Consider the following 13,901-nt stretch of genomic DNA (forward strand, 5'->3'; position numbering starts at 1 on the left):
AAATACGTTTCATGTGTCACTCCATGCCCTCAGATTGATTTTTCAGAGGGGGTGACAACTATGCTGACACTGAGGGTCTGGCGCTTCACTGCGAATAGTTCTGTTTGCGTCAGAGAGCTACCCTGGCTTTTGTTATCCAGATGAGCGACAAGCTTGTTCAGCTTCTGTGAAATTTCGCTCAGAGATTTCCAGGCTTCTATGTTGATGGCAGGAACGGACAAAGGAAGCTTATCCAGGGACGCTAAGCGAAGCCACTCTCCCTTGCTTTTATCACCGCGTTTCGTGTTGAGAAGCTGTAGTTCTTCATGGTTGAATCGGGCGCTGACACAATGAGTACGCAATGATTTAGCTGGGACTTTGTTGTTTTTCTTACAGAATGGTAATCCTATAGTTTCTTTCATAGAAGCTCCTTTTCGTATATTAGGTTTTGTATTACTTTTATTGTGAGCAATTCCGTTGCAGCACTTTGTACATTTATATTTCAAAAATGTGATATGTCAATATTTTGAATTTGACCCGGATCTTCTTTTTCAACCGTAGGGCGAAAAACAAGGGAACTCAAAGAAGCGTAGCTTCGATGAGTTAGCCCTTGCTTTATTGACATTGATAAAATAAATGCTATTAAAGAGATGTTATTAATAAAAGGGGGCTGATATGAGAAGTTTGAAAGAATTATTAAGATCGAAAATAAAAAGGCTGAGTTTAATTCACTTGAGCTACATTTTACTATCTTTATTAACTATTATCTTGTTATTTTCGATCGTTAAATTGATGATAGAGCTAACGGTCTAATCGTTTATAAATACCTTGGTTAGTATCTGGATTCTCGGTTTTATGATTATCCATGTAAAAGACTATTGAGTGGATTAAAAAATACATTGGAATTGAAACGAAAAAAGCAAGTTTAGCTTTTTTATATTTATCATATTTGTCAAAATAGGAGAGGTTTTGTTTTTTAAAATGATTGTAAATAAGAAATATAAATAAAACAATCAAAGTTGTTATAGTGATGAGTGGCTTGTTTTCCGTAATGTAATTTACTAAATTATGGTGGGTAATGATTTCCATTTTTTAAGATCCAGAGTTTAGATTGCACTAATATTAATTTTAGCATAACGGCAAATCAATAATAAAAATAACACTCTTTTATACCAATTGATTATAAGATATAAAAATTAAACTCCTATTGGTTATTAGTGGCTGCTAAACTCTTTTGTTAGTTCGTTAAAAATTAAATTATTTAAATCCAAAGTGTTGACAAAATGAATAATAACACTGCTTTAGTTCTTCATTTCTATTGGGATTAGCCACAGATGAATAAAAAATATCGAAATACTTCGAAAATATTTTCTTGTCCTTTCTTAGATCTCCTGTCCAGTCATATTGTTCAGCAATACCATCTAATAATAGGTTAAATAGTTCATCATTCACTTCCTTCACAACATTATCACAGACAGATGCAATTGATTGGATAGCTTCATAACTAATTATAATTGGTTTTTCGAGGAATAGATGATGTCGTTCTAATCCTAACTTTAACGCATTTTTGGTTCCAAACAAACCAGATCTATGAACTATACAGTGTCTTAATTGGCATATTTGCTCATATTTTTGCAATGCGGCAATTACTGAAACTGATTTTTGTTTATCAATGCTTAATCCTGTAAATGTCTTGATAGTGTCAAGAATGTTTTTTTCCGAAATAAATGATGCGTCTTCAAGTAATGCCTCAGGCAAAATTTCTTTTTTATGATAAATAGCCGCAGCATAACTTACATTATTTTTAAAACTATATGACATAGCATTTTTATCAACAAGTAAAATTCTGCGGATAATACATCTGCAATAACTTTCAACAAGGGATACAAATCCTAACATAACCAAGTTAACTAAAAGCTTCCATTCGGAAGAGTCTTGAGGTTCACCCAGCAGCCTAAAATGTATATCTTTCTTTTGATTATAAATATCTATAGCCGTTATATTTGGTTCTTCGTAATGCTGATCAAAAAAATCAATAGTATTAATGTTTGGCGTTACTTTTGGACCTGATATGTTATAAGTAAATTTTTTGTTTGCCATTATGAAATCCACAATTAAGCTAAAAATTCGTTTACCCAAGTTCTAACTTTAAATTCAAGCATAGCTGCTCTTTTTTGCGCAACCTGTTTAACCTTCATAAATTCTGTTGCAGTATTTTTTGAGGAAATAACATCTTCTACTGTCTTAAAATTTGTTTGTTTAATAACTGACATTTGGAAATCTGTCAGTGGTAATTCCAACAGATTCTTCTTCATACACGACCTAAATGCGGATTCATCTATCAATTGATTTCCACATTGGTGGCAGAATTTCTGGTTGTTTGCTAATCTTTTCGCGCCACAATTAGAACAGTTTGGTAATGTGAGAGTGATAGCTTCAAGGTCTTCTTTGTTAATTAAAGAAAGTAATGTTCTCCTTAAAGGGTGTTTTTCCGAAGGTGAAGTCAAAATTTTTGCTAAATTGGTTGCGCTGAAACCTCTACTAATCGAAAAAACTTTCTCTTTTATGAGAAATGCATAGTGTGGAATGAATCTTCTTAAGGTTCTACCTACACCATGTGAAGTACTTGGAAGTTCGTATAATAAACCAGCCTCAATGAGAAAACTTACCACTCTTTCAATTTTGTCTGAATTTAAATCTTCAATGCCAATTGAAACTGTTTTTTTATAATTTAAACCATCTTTTCTGATGTTTGTGTGGTTGATCTCTTTTAATTCGGAAACTATTTTATGAAATATATTCCACCCAGATTTTATATATATGTTATATTGGGGGAGTTTGTCAATTATTGACATATACTCATCATTAAGATATTTACATCTTTCTTCTATTACGCTATTAAATTTAGCTTGCTTAGTTTTCATTGATGATTCTGTGTAAGCTCGAACTAAATTTATATATGCTCGTGGGATACCGAATGATGCATAAATAAGAAGTTGGTTTATTTCATTATCAACTTCAACAACCTTGTTAAATCGCTCTCTTACAAGTTCCTGCATGAAATTAATATAATCGTTTTGGTCAACATCCTGCCATATCATCACAGGTTCAGCATCTTGACCAACATGGAAACGTGGCCCGTATTGTGTAGTACCCGGATAAACTGAGGCCTTAGGAGAAATTCTGGCTGTTTTGATGCTTCTGAAGATATCAAAAAACTCAACCATATATTCTTTCGTAAGAGTCAGGGCTGCATCATCAAAAAAAAGCACACTGCGTTTTCTTCCTTCTTTGCTTGCACAAGAATCAATGAGGTTTTTAATTGACTCAATATTTAAGTTGGTTATGATTTTATCATGTTCTGATTTATAATTTTGCTTTTCAATATCTATAATAAATTGTTCGATTTCATTAATATCTATCGAATCATAAGTAAAAATATTATAATCGTCATTACATGCTAACACAATCTTCGCTAAAACCCAGGCGTGGAATATTTCAATTGCATTGGACGTTTCATGTATGTAGGTTTCAAGACGTAAATAATGATTGAATGAAATGTAAAGAGGAAGAGGTAAGTTTTTATCGCTCAAACAACTTTGATAAGCATGTCTCATGTAGTGAGTTTTACCCGCACCACGCGGCCCAATCAATAGCTTGGCACCTACTTGAGTAAGTTTTCTTTGGATAGCCCTAAAGTGCGCACTATCAGGGGACCATTTTGAAATTATTTCTAAAGGAAGATAGTCAGCGCGCTCTTCAAATTCGAATCCGTCGACTCCTTCAAAAAGTTCGGTAGATATCTGTTGCTTCATACTTTAATCCCATTGATTTTTAACGCTATTGACGATAACATACCACAACCTTTTTTTAAACGGTATAAGTTATTTAAGTGGTTGAATATAAACAGTTTTACACCGAGTTGGATGTTAGCGTCAAATTGTCCAATTCTATTGAAGCCACTAATCCTGAACGATGCCTGGAATTGAGTGCGGGGGAGGGGGCTTTGATAACCGCTATTTTGGATAAGTATCCTAAAATTAGCGTTACTGCTGTTGATATTGATAACAAAAATTCTTGTATTCTTGAAAGTAAATTTCGTGGAATTGAAGTTATCTGTGGAGATTCAACTTCGTCAGAAGTCTGTGAGTCTATCACAGATGAATCCTATGACGTCGCGCTTTGCAATCCGCCATTCAAAAATATACCCACTTCTGATTTTATTGATAGTGTGGTAAATGCAATGGTTGGTAGAAATAAAAAAAGTAAACACATTAGAGCTGAAATTGTATTTTTGCTAATAAACTTAAAAAAACTTAAACCACTAGGTGAGTTGGCTATAATTTTACCAGATATGTTCTTTACATCATTGAATTATCTGTGGCTAAGAAAGTATCTAATAAGTAATTTTAGCCTAATGAAAATAATTGAGTGTGAACATAACTCATTTAAAAAGACAGAAGCCAAAACACACATTTACCACATAATAAAAAAAAGACCAGAAGGTTTTTCATTGATTGATTTTTGCTCTGGAAATGAGTGTTCAAAGATTAGCTATGATGAGTTTATTTCCAACGAAAATAACAGTGGTATTTCTAAAGAATTTGACGATAAATTCTTTTTGTTTCGCGGGAAATTATCAGGAAAGGACTGCAAATTGTCAGGGTTGCCGTATTTCCATACTACCTCTTTTAACTCTATTACATATTTTCCTGATCCTAAGGTTCGGGAGTTTGATAGATGTGCAATTGAGGGAGATATATTAATTGCTAGGGTTGGAACGAGAGTTGTTGGAAAAACTTTCATTTATAACAGCACTCCTGCTTTGATCAGTGATTGTATCTTTTGTCTGAGAATTGAGAATGTAAAACTGAGAGAATTTTTTTTAATGCGTTGGAATGCTGACAAGGGAGACTGGCTTTTCAAAAATGCAAAAGGAACTTGTGCAAAAAATATTAGCTTGACGGCTTTCAGAGATTATATCAGGAATGTCTTGATGTTATTTTATTCTAAGCAAAAAATAGGATGAATGTGATGCCTATAATTTTATCAGTCATCACGATATTAATACCCCTCATAGTTTTATTTTGGGATTGGTTTAACGCCAATGCTAATGTTATAGGGACAATAACCACATCCTTGGCTTTTTTTGCGGCTATATGGACTGCTTTGGAAGGGCGAAAAAGTGCTAAGGCTGCATTCCTTGCGGTTAGGGCAGCAGAGAACTCTTTAGATGATTCACGGAAAAACTTTAAAAAAGAAGCCTTCAATCAAAGGTTTTCACTCCTTCTTGAACAGCATAATAATTACTTAAATAAGGTAAATGAGTATTTAAGAAGCGCTGATGGGTGGCAGTTTTTAAGCAAAGTATTTAATCACAGTATACATACTGAATCTTTTTACATGCTTAAAGGACACTTCGCGTTAAGTCCTTATATGAGAATACTTTATCATTTACTTAAGTCTATAGAAGATGATTATTATGGTGATAAAGAAGATTTTGTAGGAATGAAAAAGTATTCTTCACTCGTGCGATCACTGATAAGTAATGATGTCCTTTATCTTATCGCTGTTAATGCAAGTATTACATATGAGCAAGGAAAGCGAACTCAGTACGAAAGATATCAGAATTTATTACATCGATTTGATTTTTTCGAACATGCAGACTTCTATCGTATAAATGATCAAATTAACGCATCTAAAACTATAGAATGCCAATCCTCTTTCTATGATTTAGAAAGTGATATAAAGATGAGGTTTTCGAAATATTGCTTGGATGGAATATATAATATTCTAGATGATTATGAACCAACCCTTCCAGTGTCAACCATTTTATCGTATATGTATTCCTCCCCAAAAAATGAAATGGTTCATAAATATTTCGCGGACATTGATTTGAATATCAACAATCTGTTTGTCAATGAGGTTAATAAAAAATCTTATCAGGAATTATTTAAATCTTTTTTTAGCTTCAAATTCATTAATACCTATGTTATCAAAGAGTCATTGGATGAGCATGAAATGCCCGATGAAATCACTGAGGATATGTTGTTATCATACTCAATGATTAAGAGTATAATTCGTGGCATCAAAAGTAAGCGTTTAACAAAAATGGGTAATCCACAATTTAGATATGTAAGACTATCTGTAAATAATAATAAAGTTATTTTTCATTCCCTTTTCGAACAACTTTTCGATGCCGTCAATGAGTATTTGATTGAAGTTAATAGAAAAAATTATGTTTCTTTTATGAAAGAGCATCTCCCTGTAAACAGAGTAATTCTAAAAATTAATGAGATGGAAAAGCAGCTAAAGTCTCAAACAATCGAGAGTATTTAGCTGGGATACAGATCAGAAGTTGTGTGGATTATGTATCAATGATGCTACCATAATTTTTAATTTTTAATTTTTAATTTTTAATTTTTAATTTTTAGATGTGGTGTTTTTGTTTCGTTAGGCCTCTTTTAAATTTATCACAGAATGATGTTGTTTACTTTTGTTTAAGTCTTCTTAGCTTCATGCTTTCTAATGAGAATAACAAGAGAGTTGTGCTGTATATAAAACCAGAGTTAGTCAATAACTTTAAATTTAATGCTTCAGGGTTTTCACTGAGAAAATGAAAGGCATAAACCAAGTATACAGCTAAAGCAGCCGTTCCAATTGTTGGTCCAATATCGCCTTGATCATGAGGTTCGAGGTTTACATTGAACTTAAAAATTAGCCATTCAAATCCCCAAGTTAAAAAAACAACTAATATCATCGCAGCAAATAATTTGGCGATGTTATCTGCTGATGGATTCATTAGAACAGATTGTTCCTGAAAAAATTCACAAAGTGAGAGTCCAAAAAAAATAAAAAAGAGGGGTCTGGAACTAAATTTTTCAAAAACTTTGAATAAGGTTTCCATTTTCTGCACCTTCAGGATTATATTACATTAGCTATTATTATGCTTAGGCTACCAGAGCATTCAATCTTTGAGCTTGAACGTAATCACTCCACCATTGCATCAAACTCTGTCGCTCTATCAGATATTCTGCACGATTGTATGCTGCGATAATTTCATCTTTTTTAGAGTGAGCAAGTGCTGCCTCAAGAACTTCAGATCTGAACTTACCGGACTCTTCTGCCGCTGTTCTTGCAATAGAACGCATACCGTGAGCTACAAGCTCACCTCCAAACCCCATTCGGATGATAGCTGCATTGGCGGTTTGTTCATGCATATGATTAAGCGGCGCTTTAATGCTGGGGAAAACCCATTCTCTATGCCCACTTATTGATTTCATTGATTCAAGGATGCGCAAAGCTTCTTTACTCAAAGGAACTTTGTGAGGCTTTTTCATTTTCATGAAATCAGCAGGAATGTTCCAAATGCTGTTGGTTGTATCAATATCAGACCACCTTGCGCGAACGGCTTCACCCGGACGAACCCATGTCAACAATTGCCATTCAATTAGCATACGTGTTTCCAACCGGATTGACGCATTCGTCAAAGATTCCATAAACCTTGGCAATTCGCTTGGGGGAAGGGCAGGCATATTTTGCTTTTTTGGTTTACTGAATCTTTGGCCAAGGTTGTCAGCCGGGTTGAACTCAATAAGCTCTTCAGTGGCTGCCCACCGGAAGATTTCATTCAGACGGGAAATAATGCGGCGTAGAGTTTCCAATACGCCTCGTTGCTCAATAGGATCAAGGTGTTGTTTTAAGAGCTTAGGTCGGATCTCATTGATAGGAACATTACCCAAGGCAGAAAAGATATTTCTCTCCAGGCTTCGCCAGATGTCTTCTGCATGGTCTTGTGAGATACCTGAGGTCTTTACCTTCTCATCTAACCATTTCCTTGCCACGGCTTGGAGAGTGTGTTCAGTAGCATTCTTTAAGGCATTAGCTTTATCGTTATTATGGACTTGAGGATCGATGCCATTGGCAAGCAAAGAAAGGTATTCATCTCGCAAGGTTCTTGCTCTTGCCAGTGTAAGGTGAGGGTAGGTCCCAAGGCTCATTTTGGTTCTTTTCTTGCTCACTGGTACTGCATACCTGAAATACCAATTTTTCTTGCCTCCTTTCGCCAAAGGAGCGATTCGTAGAATCAGACCATCACCGTCAAACAAGTTGATTTCTTTATCGGCTGGCTTGGTGCTTTTGATTTCAGTGTCAGTGAGCTTCTTAGCGATTTTTGCCATTTTGGGACCCTCGGTTTTTGGACCCTTCTTAGTGGGTCCCATTCAGGGTGCCATAACTCGTAGTTCTCAGCAATTCTCACTGGACGACAATAGACGTAAAAAAGCCCGCAGAGCTTGTGCTGTGCGGGCTTAGTAGACTTCATTGAACTTCAAACAACTAAAAAGTGGTGGAGCTGGCGGGAGTTGAACCCGTGTCCGAAATTAAATAATAAGTTGATTAATAAGGAGAATTATTCATCTAAAATCATCGGGGCTCTTTTACGGCTCCTTTCATGTCCTGCTACTGGCTACGCGTGGTTTGTTTTCTGTGTTGCCGTCGTACTCTTTTAAATACCGACCGTAATGCCTGAAAAGCATTTCAGGTCCCTTATGGCCCATTTGAGAAGCAAGCCAAAACAGATTTGCGCCGCGGCTTATATGGCTGGTGGCAAATGTATGTCTGGTCTGGTAAGGATTCCGGTACCGGATCCCAGCTTTACGCAATGTGGGTACCCATGCTTTTTTTCTAATAGCATCGGCACTGGCCCATGGCCGACATGTTTTTGGGTCTTCAAAAATCATGGATTCTTTCATAAAGGTAAATGGTTTTTGATCTGCCAGAGCGATCATTGCCTCCGGTGTTAATTCTACCTTTCTGGTTCCGGCTTTAGTTTTTGTACCTTTGATAACCCCGACCACACTGGCACTCCTGACGTATGCTGTTTTCCCTATAAAATCTATGTCCTGCCATGTAAGGGCACACAGCTCAGAACTCCTTAAGCCTGTCTGTATTGCAAACCGGAATAAATTTTCCCACTGCTTGTTACCGGCAGATGACAGTAATGCAGACACCTCTTTAGGCGATAGGGGATCAACTATATAAGTGCTTCCTGAATCAGAAAGATCGCTCTGGTACCGAGAAGCAGTAACAAGTGATACGGGATTGATTGCCAGTAATCCATCAGTGACAGCTTCATCTAATGCAGAACGCAAAAATGAAAGTTGGTTACGTATAGTTTTTAGCGTGGTGGATTGAGCCTGGATCCAGTTTTTTATCAATGCAGGTGTCAGCTCATTAGCCGGTATATTGTGCAGGGCTGATAATGCGCTTTTACACTTTTTATAACCTCTGATGGTGGATGGTGATAATCGTCTTGTTTCGCAGATCACCAGGTAGTCATCAAGATATTTAGCGACCGTTTTACCGGCTGCTGCGTTACCAAAAACTTTTAGTCGGCTTGAACGAGGGAAATGCTCAGCATAGACAAATGTCCCTCTCTCAATTTTATTATGTATTTCACCGAGCGTACGCTCGGCGTATTTTATATTTTTCGCAGTCACATCCAGATTGGATAGTGGCTCACGGCACTTAATCCCACGAAAAGTAAAAGTGATATTAATTGTTTCACCCTGGCGGTGCTTACGAATGGTTACACCACGTGGGAGTTTTTGCGATTCTGTCTGGCCCATTTGGCCACCTCACTAAGATCAATCCATCTTTCCTTCACGCCTTCCACTTTAAGGACCTGTACTCCTTCCTGCCAAACACCACGCTGTACACGTTTAGTTATAGCATCACAGGTTTCCCCGGTTTCTTTGCAATAGGTTGAGATGGGAACACAATCGAGGCTCAGCATATTTTTCTCCACATAATCCGCTGCAACGGTCTAATTTAATCGCTGGTTGTATTTCATTGGGAGCTGGATCCTATTTCAGAATCAGTTGCCCATTAATCAGTGCATCCACTATTGCGGTGAACTCCGGGCACCATACGCGACTATCAACGAACACTCGTAGCCCGTCGGGGTAGTCGTGAGACTTTCGTTTAATAAACGCCTCGGCTGATTCACGGGTCAGATGAGAATTAACGTACTGCCAGTCCTCCTGGTAGCCATAGAGATTAAGATAATCCCGATCCCCTAAAAACTGCCATTGTCTATCCTCGGCTAAATCCAGAAAAAACTGCGCCTCTGACTCCAGGCATTCCTCATTCAGATGCTTTTTCTCATCCAGGTCCAGCGAGTCCCAATACTCTTTCGGGGAAAACCACTCAACCTCATGGTCTGAGTCGGTGAGCATACGCAGCGGATCAAATGAAAGGTCTATACCACTAACGCGCCGTAGCCGTTCAACGTTAAAGATGGCATCGCGCGTACAGTGATGTTCAGCCCCTTGACCTACCACGTCATGCTTTAAGCGGGTAAGGAAGTCAGCAAAGGTTTCCGGTGTTAATTTTGCACCCGTTGCCAGTGTCTCCAATTTATTCTCTTTCGCTTGCTCTATGGGATTAGTCATTGGAATTACTCCGGTGTTTAATCAGCTGCATAACACCTTGTTGTGCGCTACCGGCATTAATACCGGCTTCAGCCAGCTGGTGGTTTACGTTATCCAGCGAAATATGCATAACCTGCAGATCTGAAACATGCTGAGAATAGAGCTCATAGAAGCGGTTCAGGAACTGGCCCATTGCCTGGCGTGGTGACAGCGGACTGATCACACTGGCCAGTGGTTCTATACCGTCAAGGATCGGCCATGGGGTACCATCATCCATATCAAAATCCCTACGTTCGGTTGCCAGCAGAGTAAGGTCTGCATGTTTTACAACTGAGCTCATAACAACGGGCAGACCATAATTAGTCCGAATCACGATTTCAACGACACGCTCAATTTGTCGGTAATCCGGTAGCAGCCCTTTAAGAGGCGAGGACACATCACCCAGATACGCTTCAGCGGCATCATGCATTAGTGCTTCAAAGGCGAATTCCGGCGGTACGATATTGCTTGCCAGTACCGAGTGCTGAGCCACACTATAAAATTCATTGAGCTGGCCAGTGAACCGGCAAATATTCGATAGCCCACAGGCTATATCATCGATACAGATTTGCTCAGGTCTTGGGTTGATCAGGCTGAAATGTTTACCACTGTTCGTATTAATCCAGGACATAGTTAATTTCTCCACTAAACGACTGCAATCGTTGATTTTTGGTTGCACGAATCTCTCACCAGTCAGGTGATAAATTCAATCGGTTAAAAGTGGCTGGTGGACTACTGCAACAATCCACAGCCGGCGGTTCTCCACACTGGAGTAGGTTATGCCTGTCTTTTCACCACATCAGGCTCGGTGGATCCTGCTATTCCCCAACAACAAGGATCTGGTGTAATCTGGATATCCCCAACAACAAAGGAGCTGTTATGAAAAACGTTGACTATGAAGAGCGACACATGCCTCCCTACAAAAGGCCTGAACCGCCGCCAAAACCAAAAGACTAAGATTGAGGTAAAAATGAACCGACATGACATGATTTTTGATATTAATCACTCTTATCATCTTGAAAAAATGTTCGCGATACTGACTGGCCGAGTTGATCGCATCATGACCTATTTAATTATTCTCTCTGGATGTGGAGTGTTTGTTTCAATATCTGGTTATGTATGGTTTGGTGCACTTATTGCGGCTTTATCTATTAGCCAAGTTGTATATCAATTCTCAAAAGCTTCAGGGGTTGCAACCGAGCAAGCGCGCTTATATCTGGAATTAATAACAGATGAGCCTGAACTTGATGACAGTGAGCTATCTGAACGATTTAAAAATTTACAAAAATACGACTCTCAACCTTGGGCATGTTTGGCACTTCCCGCCCAAAAAATAGCAACTACTGCGCTAGGTCTCGAAGACACCACCAGAGAGCTCTGCTGGCAAGAAATTCTTGCCGCTCGAATTGTTGGATATTTACCGAGAAAAAAACATGACAGAAAAACCCGGCACTCATAGACCAATACACCCAAGACCTCCACAACCAGTTAGCCGATCGCCAAAAATCTAGTTGTTGATGGATATTCAAATTATTAAAGAGCATAGCGTCCAAAGGGCGTTTTTTTTGCCAGTTACGCTGGCAAGTCGGTGACATCTCAGAACGCTGAGGCCGTATGGATGAAGTCTATCACCGGCTGGGCATCATGGATTTTTTTGCTTAAACATAGTTTAACTAATCAAACCAAATAGTCAATATGTGTTTTGTTATTTAAACCTAAAAGGTTTGGATATGAAAAAACCAGCCGTAGCTGGTTTAAAAATATTTAGTAAAATGCTATGGGAGTGCCATTTCAAGCCTGACACATACCCCGACTATCTCGCAGTTAGTGTCTACAGGTATTGGCATATATAACGGGTTTAATGGCATTAAGTATGTATTAGGCCCATCAATAACTAGTTTTTTCACGGTGGCTTCGCTTGTGCCCCGCAGTCTTGCAACAACTATTTTCCCGTTAACAGGCTCAATCTGAGGATCAACGATTACTATAGATCCATTTGGAATGGAAATGCCGTGACCAGCAGGGCTAGACATGGAATCCCCACTGACCCGCAGTGCAAAAGAGTAGGAAGAGACTTTCGCAGTGGTATCTATCCATTCTGTGACATCACCTAATGTTCCATCAATCATTTCTCGCCAATGTCCTGCTTGAACTGTTGACAGCAAAGGAACACGCCTTCTTAAGTCAGGACCAGGATAAGCATTCGATGTCGTCTCTTCTATCAACCCACCATCATTAAGCCACCTCTCAGTTACACCGAGTACTTCGCATAATCGGCTTATGTATTTTGCCGACGGCTCAGTACCACCGTTAACCCATTGGCTAACAGTTCCTTTAGATGCTCCGGTCGCCGACGCAAGGTGACTGCTCCTCAAATTCAAAATCTTCATACGACTTTGAATTCGGTCACTCATAGTTTCGTTTTTCATGTTTAAAAACTTAAACCATATGCAGTTTAAAGTCTTGACTGTTTTTGGTTTGGAAGATTAAACTTAATTTATTGAGTCCGATGAGGGAATAACGTGAAAAAGTCAGAATTAATCTCCTATTTTGGAACTACTACAGCTGCTGCAAAAGCGCTTGGTGTTTCTAAATCAACAGTTTCACTTTGGAAAAAAGTAGTCCCTTGGCAGTACGCGCTATTGGCAGAAAAGGTTACCAATGGGGGGATTAAATGCTCAGAAAGTGAATACCCGAACATTACTCGAGTTAAGTAGTAAGAAATACCACAGAAAAGAGGCACTAACCGTGGATCAGAAAAACTGGAAAGTAGAAAAGCAACCTGATTGGTACATCCAGTCGGTAAAGAAAAGCATCACCGATTTACCCGGCGGCTATGCGGAAGCATCTGACTGGATAGGTGTCACGGAGAATGCACTGTTTAACCGGCTACGTCATGTTGGTGATCAGGTATTCCCGATGGGTTGGGCTAATGTGTTGCAAAAAGCTGGTGGCACTCACCACGTGGCACATGCAGTGGCCAGAGCTTCCGGTGGTGTGTTTGTACCAATGCCGGCGGATATCAGTGAAATCGACAACGCAGATATTAATCAGCGACTTCTTGAGGCTCTGGAACAGATCTCTGCGTATTCAAAGCAGGTCAGGGCAGCGATTGAAGATGGCGTTATTGAGCATCACGAAAAAGAAGCGATAGACGATGAACTTTACAGGGTTATCAGCAAGCTGCAGGAGCATACAACGCTTGTTTACAGGATTTATTGCGAGTCAGAAAGGTTGAACGCCCCAAGTTGCAGCTCAGGGCGTTCGGGTGCGACCAAAACTTGTGTGGAGAAATAATCGCATGAGCATTGTAACAGTAGATCGAAGACTCCCGCAACTAAGGGCGCTCCCCGTCACTGGAGGAAAGACTCCGGTTATTTACTGCTATGTGGTGATGGTACATGGCGAATGGGTACCGGTGAACCACAGCTTTGCGGAGTGGGCTGTGGG

General features: G+C 38.9%; 14 protein-coding genes and 1 pseudogene. 5 read left to right on the plus strand and 10 right to left on the minus strand.

Translation table 11 applies throughout. The features are described from left to right. Positions 1 to 29: 29 nt before the first annotated feature. The 3 genes from JK216_RS15025 to JK216_RS15035 all read right to left on the minus strand — a co-directional run bounded on the left by JK216_RS15025 (position 30) and on the right by JK216_RS15035 (position 3,794). A complete protein-coding gene (locus tag JK216_RS15025) occupies positions 30 to 401 on the minus strand; it encodes a hypothetical protein (protein ID WP_212711236.1) in 372 nt (123 codons plus the stop codon). Between the two features lie 835 nt (positions 402 to 1,236). After that, positions 1,237 to 2,079, minus strand: coding sequence for a hypothetical protein (locus JK216_RS15030; RefSeq protein WP_212711237.1), 843 nt, complete (start codon positions 2,077 to 2,079; stop codon positions 1,237 to 1,239). A 14-nt stretch (positions 2,080 to 2,093) separates the two neighbouring features. After that, a complete protein-coding gene (locus JK216_RS15035; protein ID WP_212711238.1) occupies positions 2,094 to 3,794 on the minus strand; it encodes a zinc ribbon domain-containing protein in 1,701 nt (566 codons plus the stop codon). A 77-nt stretch (positions 3,795 to 3,871) separates the two neighbouring features. Between JK216_RS15035 and JK216_RS15040 the strand changes: the two genes are divergently transcribed. Next, positions 3,872 to 5,008, plus strand: coding sequence for a methyltransferase (locus JK216_RS15040; RefSeq protein ID WP_212711239.1), 1,137 nt, complete (start codon positions 3,872 to 3,874; stop codon positions 5,006 to 5,008). Positions 5,009 to 5,013: 5 nt separating this feature from the next. Then, positions 5,014 to 6,318: a putative phage abortive infection protein gene (locus JK216_RS15045; RefSeq protein ID WP_212711240.1), complete on the plus strand. Its 1,305-nt coding sequence runs from the start codon at positions 5,014 to 5,016 to the stop codon at positions 6,316 to 6,318. A 151-nt stretch (positions 6,319 to 6,469) separates the two neighbouring features. On the opposite strand, the gene JK216_RS15050 is transcribed toward JK216_RS15045, so the two are convergent. The 6 genes and pseudogenes from JK216_RS15050 to JK216_RS15070 all read right to left on the minus strand — a co-directional run. Continuing rightward, the gene (locus JK216_RS15050; protein WP_212711241.1) at positions 6,470 to 6,886 is read right to left on the minus strand and encodes a hypothetical protein; all 417 of its coding nucleotides are present in this window, start codon (positions 6,884 to 6,886) and stop codon (positions 6,470 to 6,472) included. Between the two features lie 43 nt (positions 6,887 to 6,929). Beyond that, complete coding sequence (locus JK216_RS15055; RefSeq protein WP_212711242.1) at positions 6,930 to 8,159, minus strand: integrase domain-containing protein; 1,230 nt, start codon at positions 8,157 to 8,159, stop codon at positions 6,930 to 6,932. Positions 8,160 to 8,429: 270 nt separating this feature from the next. Next, positions 8,430 to 9,608, minus strand: coding sequence for a site-specific integrase (locus JK216_RS15060; RefSeq protein WP_212711243.1), 1,179 nt, complete (start codon positions 9,606 to 9,608; stop codon positions 8,430 to 8,432). After that, positions 9,569 to 9,775: an excisionase gene (locus JK216_RS17060; RefSeq protein ID WP_249213179.1), complete on the minus strand. Its 207-nt coding sequence runs from the start codon at positions 9,773 to 9,775 to the stop codon at positions 9,569 to 9,571. Before JK216_RS17060 ends, JK216_RS15060 begins: the two co-directional genes overlap by 40 nt. A 70-nt stretch (positions 9,776 to 9,845) precedes the next feature. Continuing rightward, a complete protein-coding gene (locus JK216_RS15065) occupies positions 9,846 to 10,433 on the minus strand; it encodes a hypothetical protein (RefSeq protein ID WP_212711244.1) in 588 nt (195 codons plus the stop codon). Between the two features lie 139 nt (positions 10,434 to 10,572). Beyond that, positions 10,573 to 11,082, minus strand: a pseudogene (locus tag JK216_RS15070) (HD family hydrolase); the annotation flags it as partial. 264 nt (positions 11,083 to 11,346) lie between these two features. Here JK216_RS15070 and JK216_RS15075 point away from each other — a divergent pair. After that, positions 11,347 to 11,910, plus strand: a complete 564-nt coding sequence (locus JK216_RS15075) for a hypothetical protein (RefSeq protein WP_249213180.1) — start codon at positions 11,347 to 11,349, stop codon at positions 11,908 to 11,910. 316 nt (positions 11,911 to 12,226) lie between these two features. Here JK216_RS15075 and JK216_RS15080 read toward each other — a convergent pair whose 3' ends face one another. Beyond that, positions 12,227 to 12,880, minus strand: a complete 654-nt coding sequence (locus tag JK216_RS15080; RefSeq protein WP_249213181.1) for a LexA family transcriptional regulator — start codon at positions 12,878 to 12,880, stop codon at positions 12,227 to 12,229. A 93-nt stretch (positions 12,881 to 12,973) separates the two neighbouring features. Here JK216_RS15080 and JK216_RS15085 point away from each other — a divergent pair, with 93 nt between their 5' ends. Continuing rightward, positions 12,974 to 13,168 (plus strand): Cro/CI family transcriptional regulator, encoded by a 195-nt coding sequence (locus JK216_RS15085; RefSeq protein ID WP_212711245.1) that lies wholly within the window; start codon positions 12,974 to 12,976, stop codon positions 13,166 to 13,168. Positions 13,169 to 13,199: 31 nt separating this feature from the next. Next, positions 13,200 to 13,748 carry a YmfL family putative regulatory protein gene (locus JK216_RS15090; RefSeq protein WP_212711246.1) on the plus strand — a complete coding sequence of 183 codons (549 nt, stop codon included), beginning with the start codon at positions 13,200 to 13,202 and terminating at the stop codon, positions 13,746 to 13,748. Positions 13,749 to 13,901: the final 153 nt, after the last annotated feature.

This window comes from Tatumella sp. JGM94 (genome assembly GCF_018257595.1).
GTDB classification, from domain to species: Bacteria; Pseudomonadota; Gammaproteobacteria; order Enterobacterales; family Enterobacteriaceae; genus Tatumella; species Tatumella punctata.

What these genes read in the sequence shown, in the direction of transcription:
- JK216_RS15030 (WP_212711237.1), bottom strand. Translation starts at nt 2,079, where the DNA reads ATGGCAAACAAAAAATTTACTTATAACATATCAGGTCCAAAAGTAACG.
- JK216_RS15045 (WP_212711240.1), top strand. Translation starts at nt 5,014, where the DNA reads ATGCCTATAATTTTATCAGTCATCACGATATTAATACCCCTCATAGTT.
- JK216_RS15050 (WP_212711241.1), bottom strand. Translation starts at nt 6,886, where the DNA reads ATGGAAACCTTATTCAAAGTTTTTGAAAAATTTAGTTCCAGACCCCTC.
- JK216_RS15075 (WP_249213180.1), top strand. Translation starts at nt 11,347, where the DNA reads ATGAAGAGCGACACATGCCTCCCTACAAAAGGCCTGAACCGCCGCCAA.
- JK216_RS15060 (WP_212711243.1), bottom strand. Translation starts at nt 9,608, where the DNA reads ATGGGCCAGACAGAATCGCAAAAACTCCCACGTGGTGTAACCATTCGT.
- JK216_RS15065 (WP_212711244.1), bottom strand. Translation starts at nt 10,433, where the DNA reads ATGACTAATCCCATAGAGCAAGCGAAAGAGAATAAATTGGAGACACTG.
- JK216_RS17060 (WP_249213179.1), bottom strand. Translation starts at nt 9,775, where the DNA reads ATGCTGAGCCTCGATTGTGTTCCCATCTCAACCTATTGCAAAGAAACC.
- JK216_RS15035 (WP_212711238.1), bottom strand. Translation starts at nt 3,794, where the DNA reads ATGAAGCAACAGATATCTACCGAACTTTTTGAAGGAGTCGACGGATTC.
- JK216_RS15025 (WP_212711236.1), bottom strand. Translation starts at nt 401, where the DNA reads ATGAAAGAAACTATAGGATTACCATTCTGTAAGAAAAACAACAAAGTC.
- JK216_RS15055 (WP_212711242.1), bottom strand. Translation starts at nt 8,159, where the DNA reads ATGGCAAAAATCGCTAAGAAGCTCACTGACACTGAAATCAAAAGCACC.
- JK216_RS15080 (WP_249213181.1), bottom strand. Translation starts at nt 12,880, where the DNA reads ATGAAAAACGAAACTATGAGTGACCGAATTCAAAGTCGTATGAAGATT.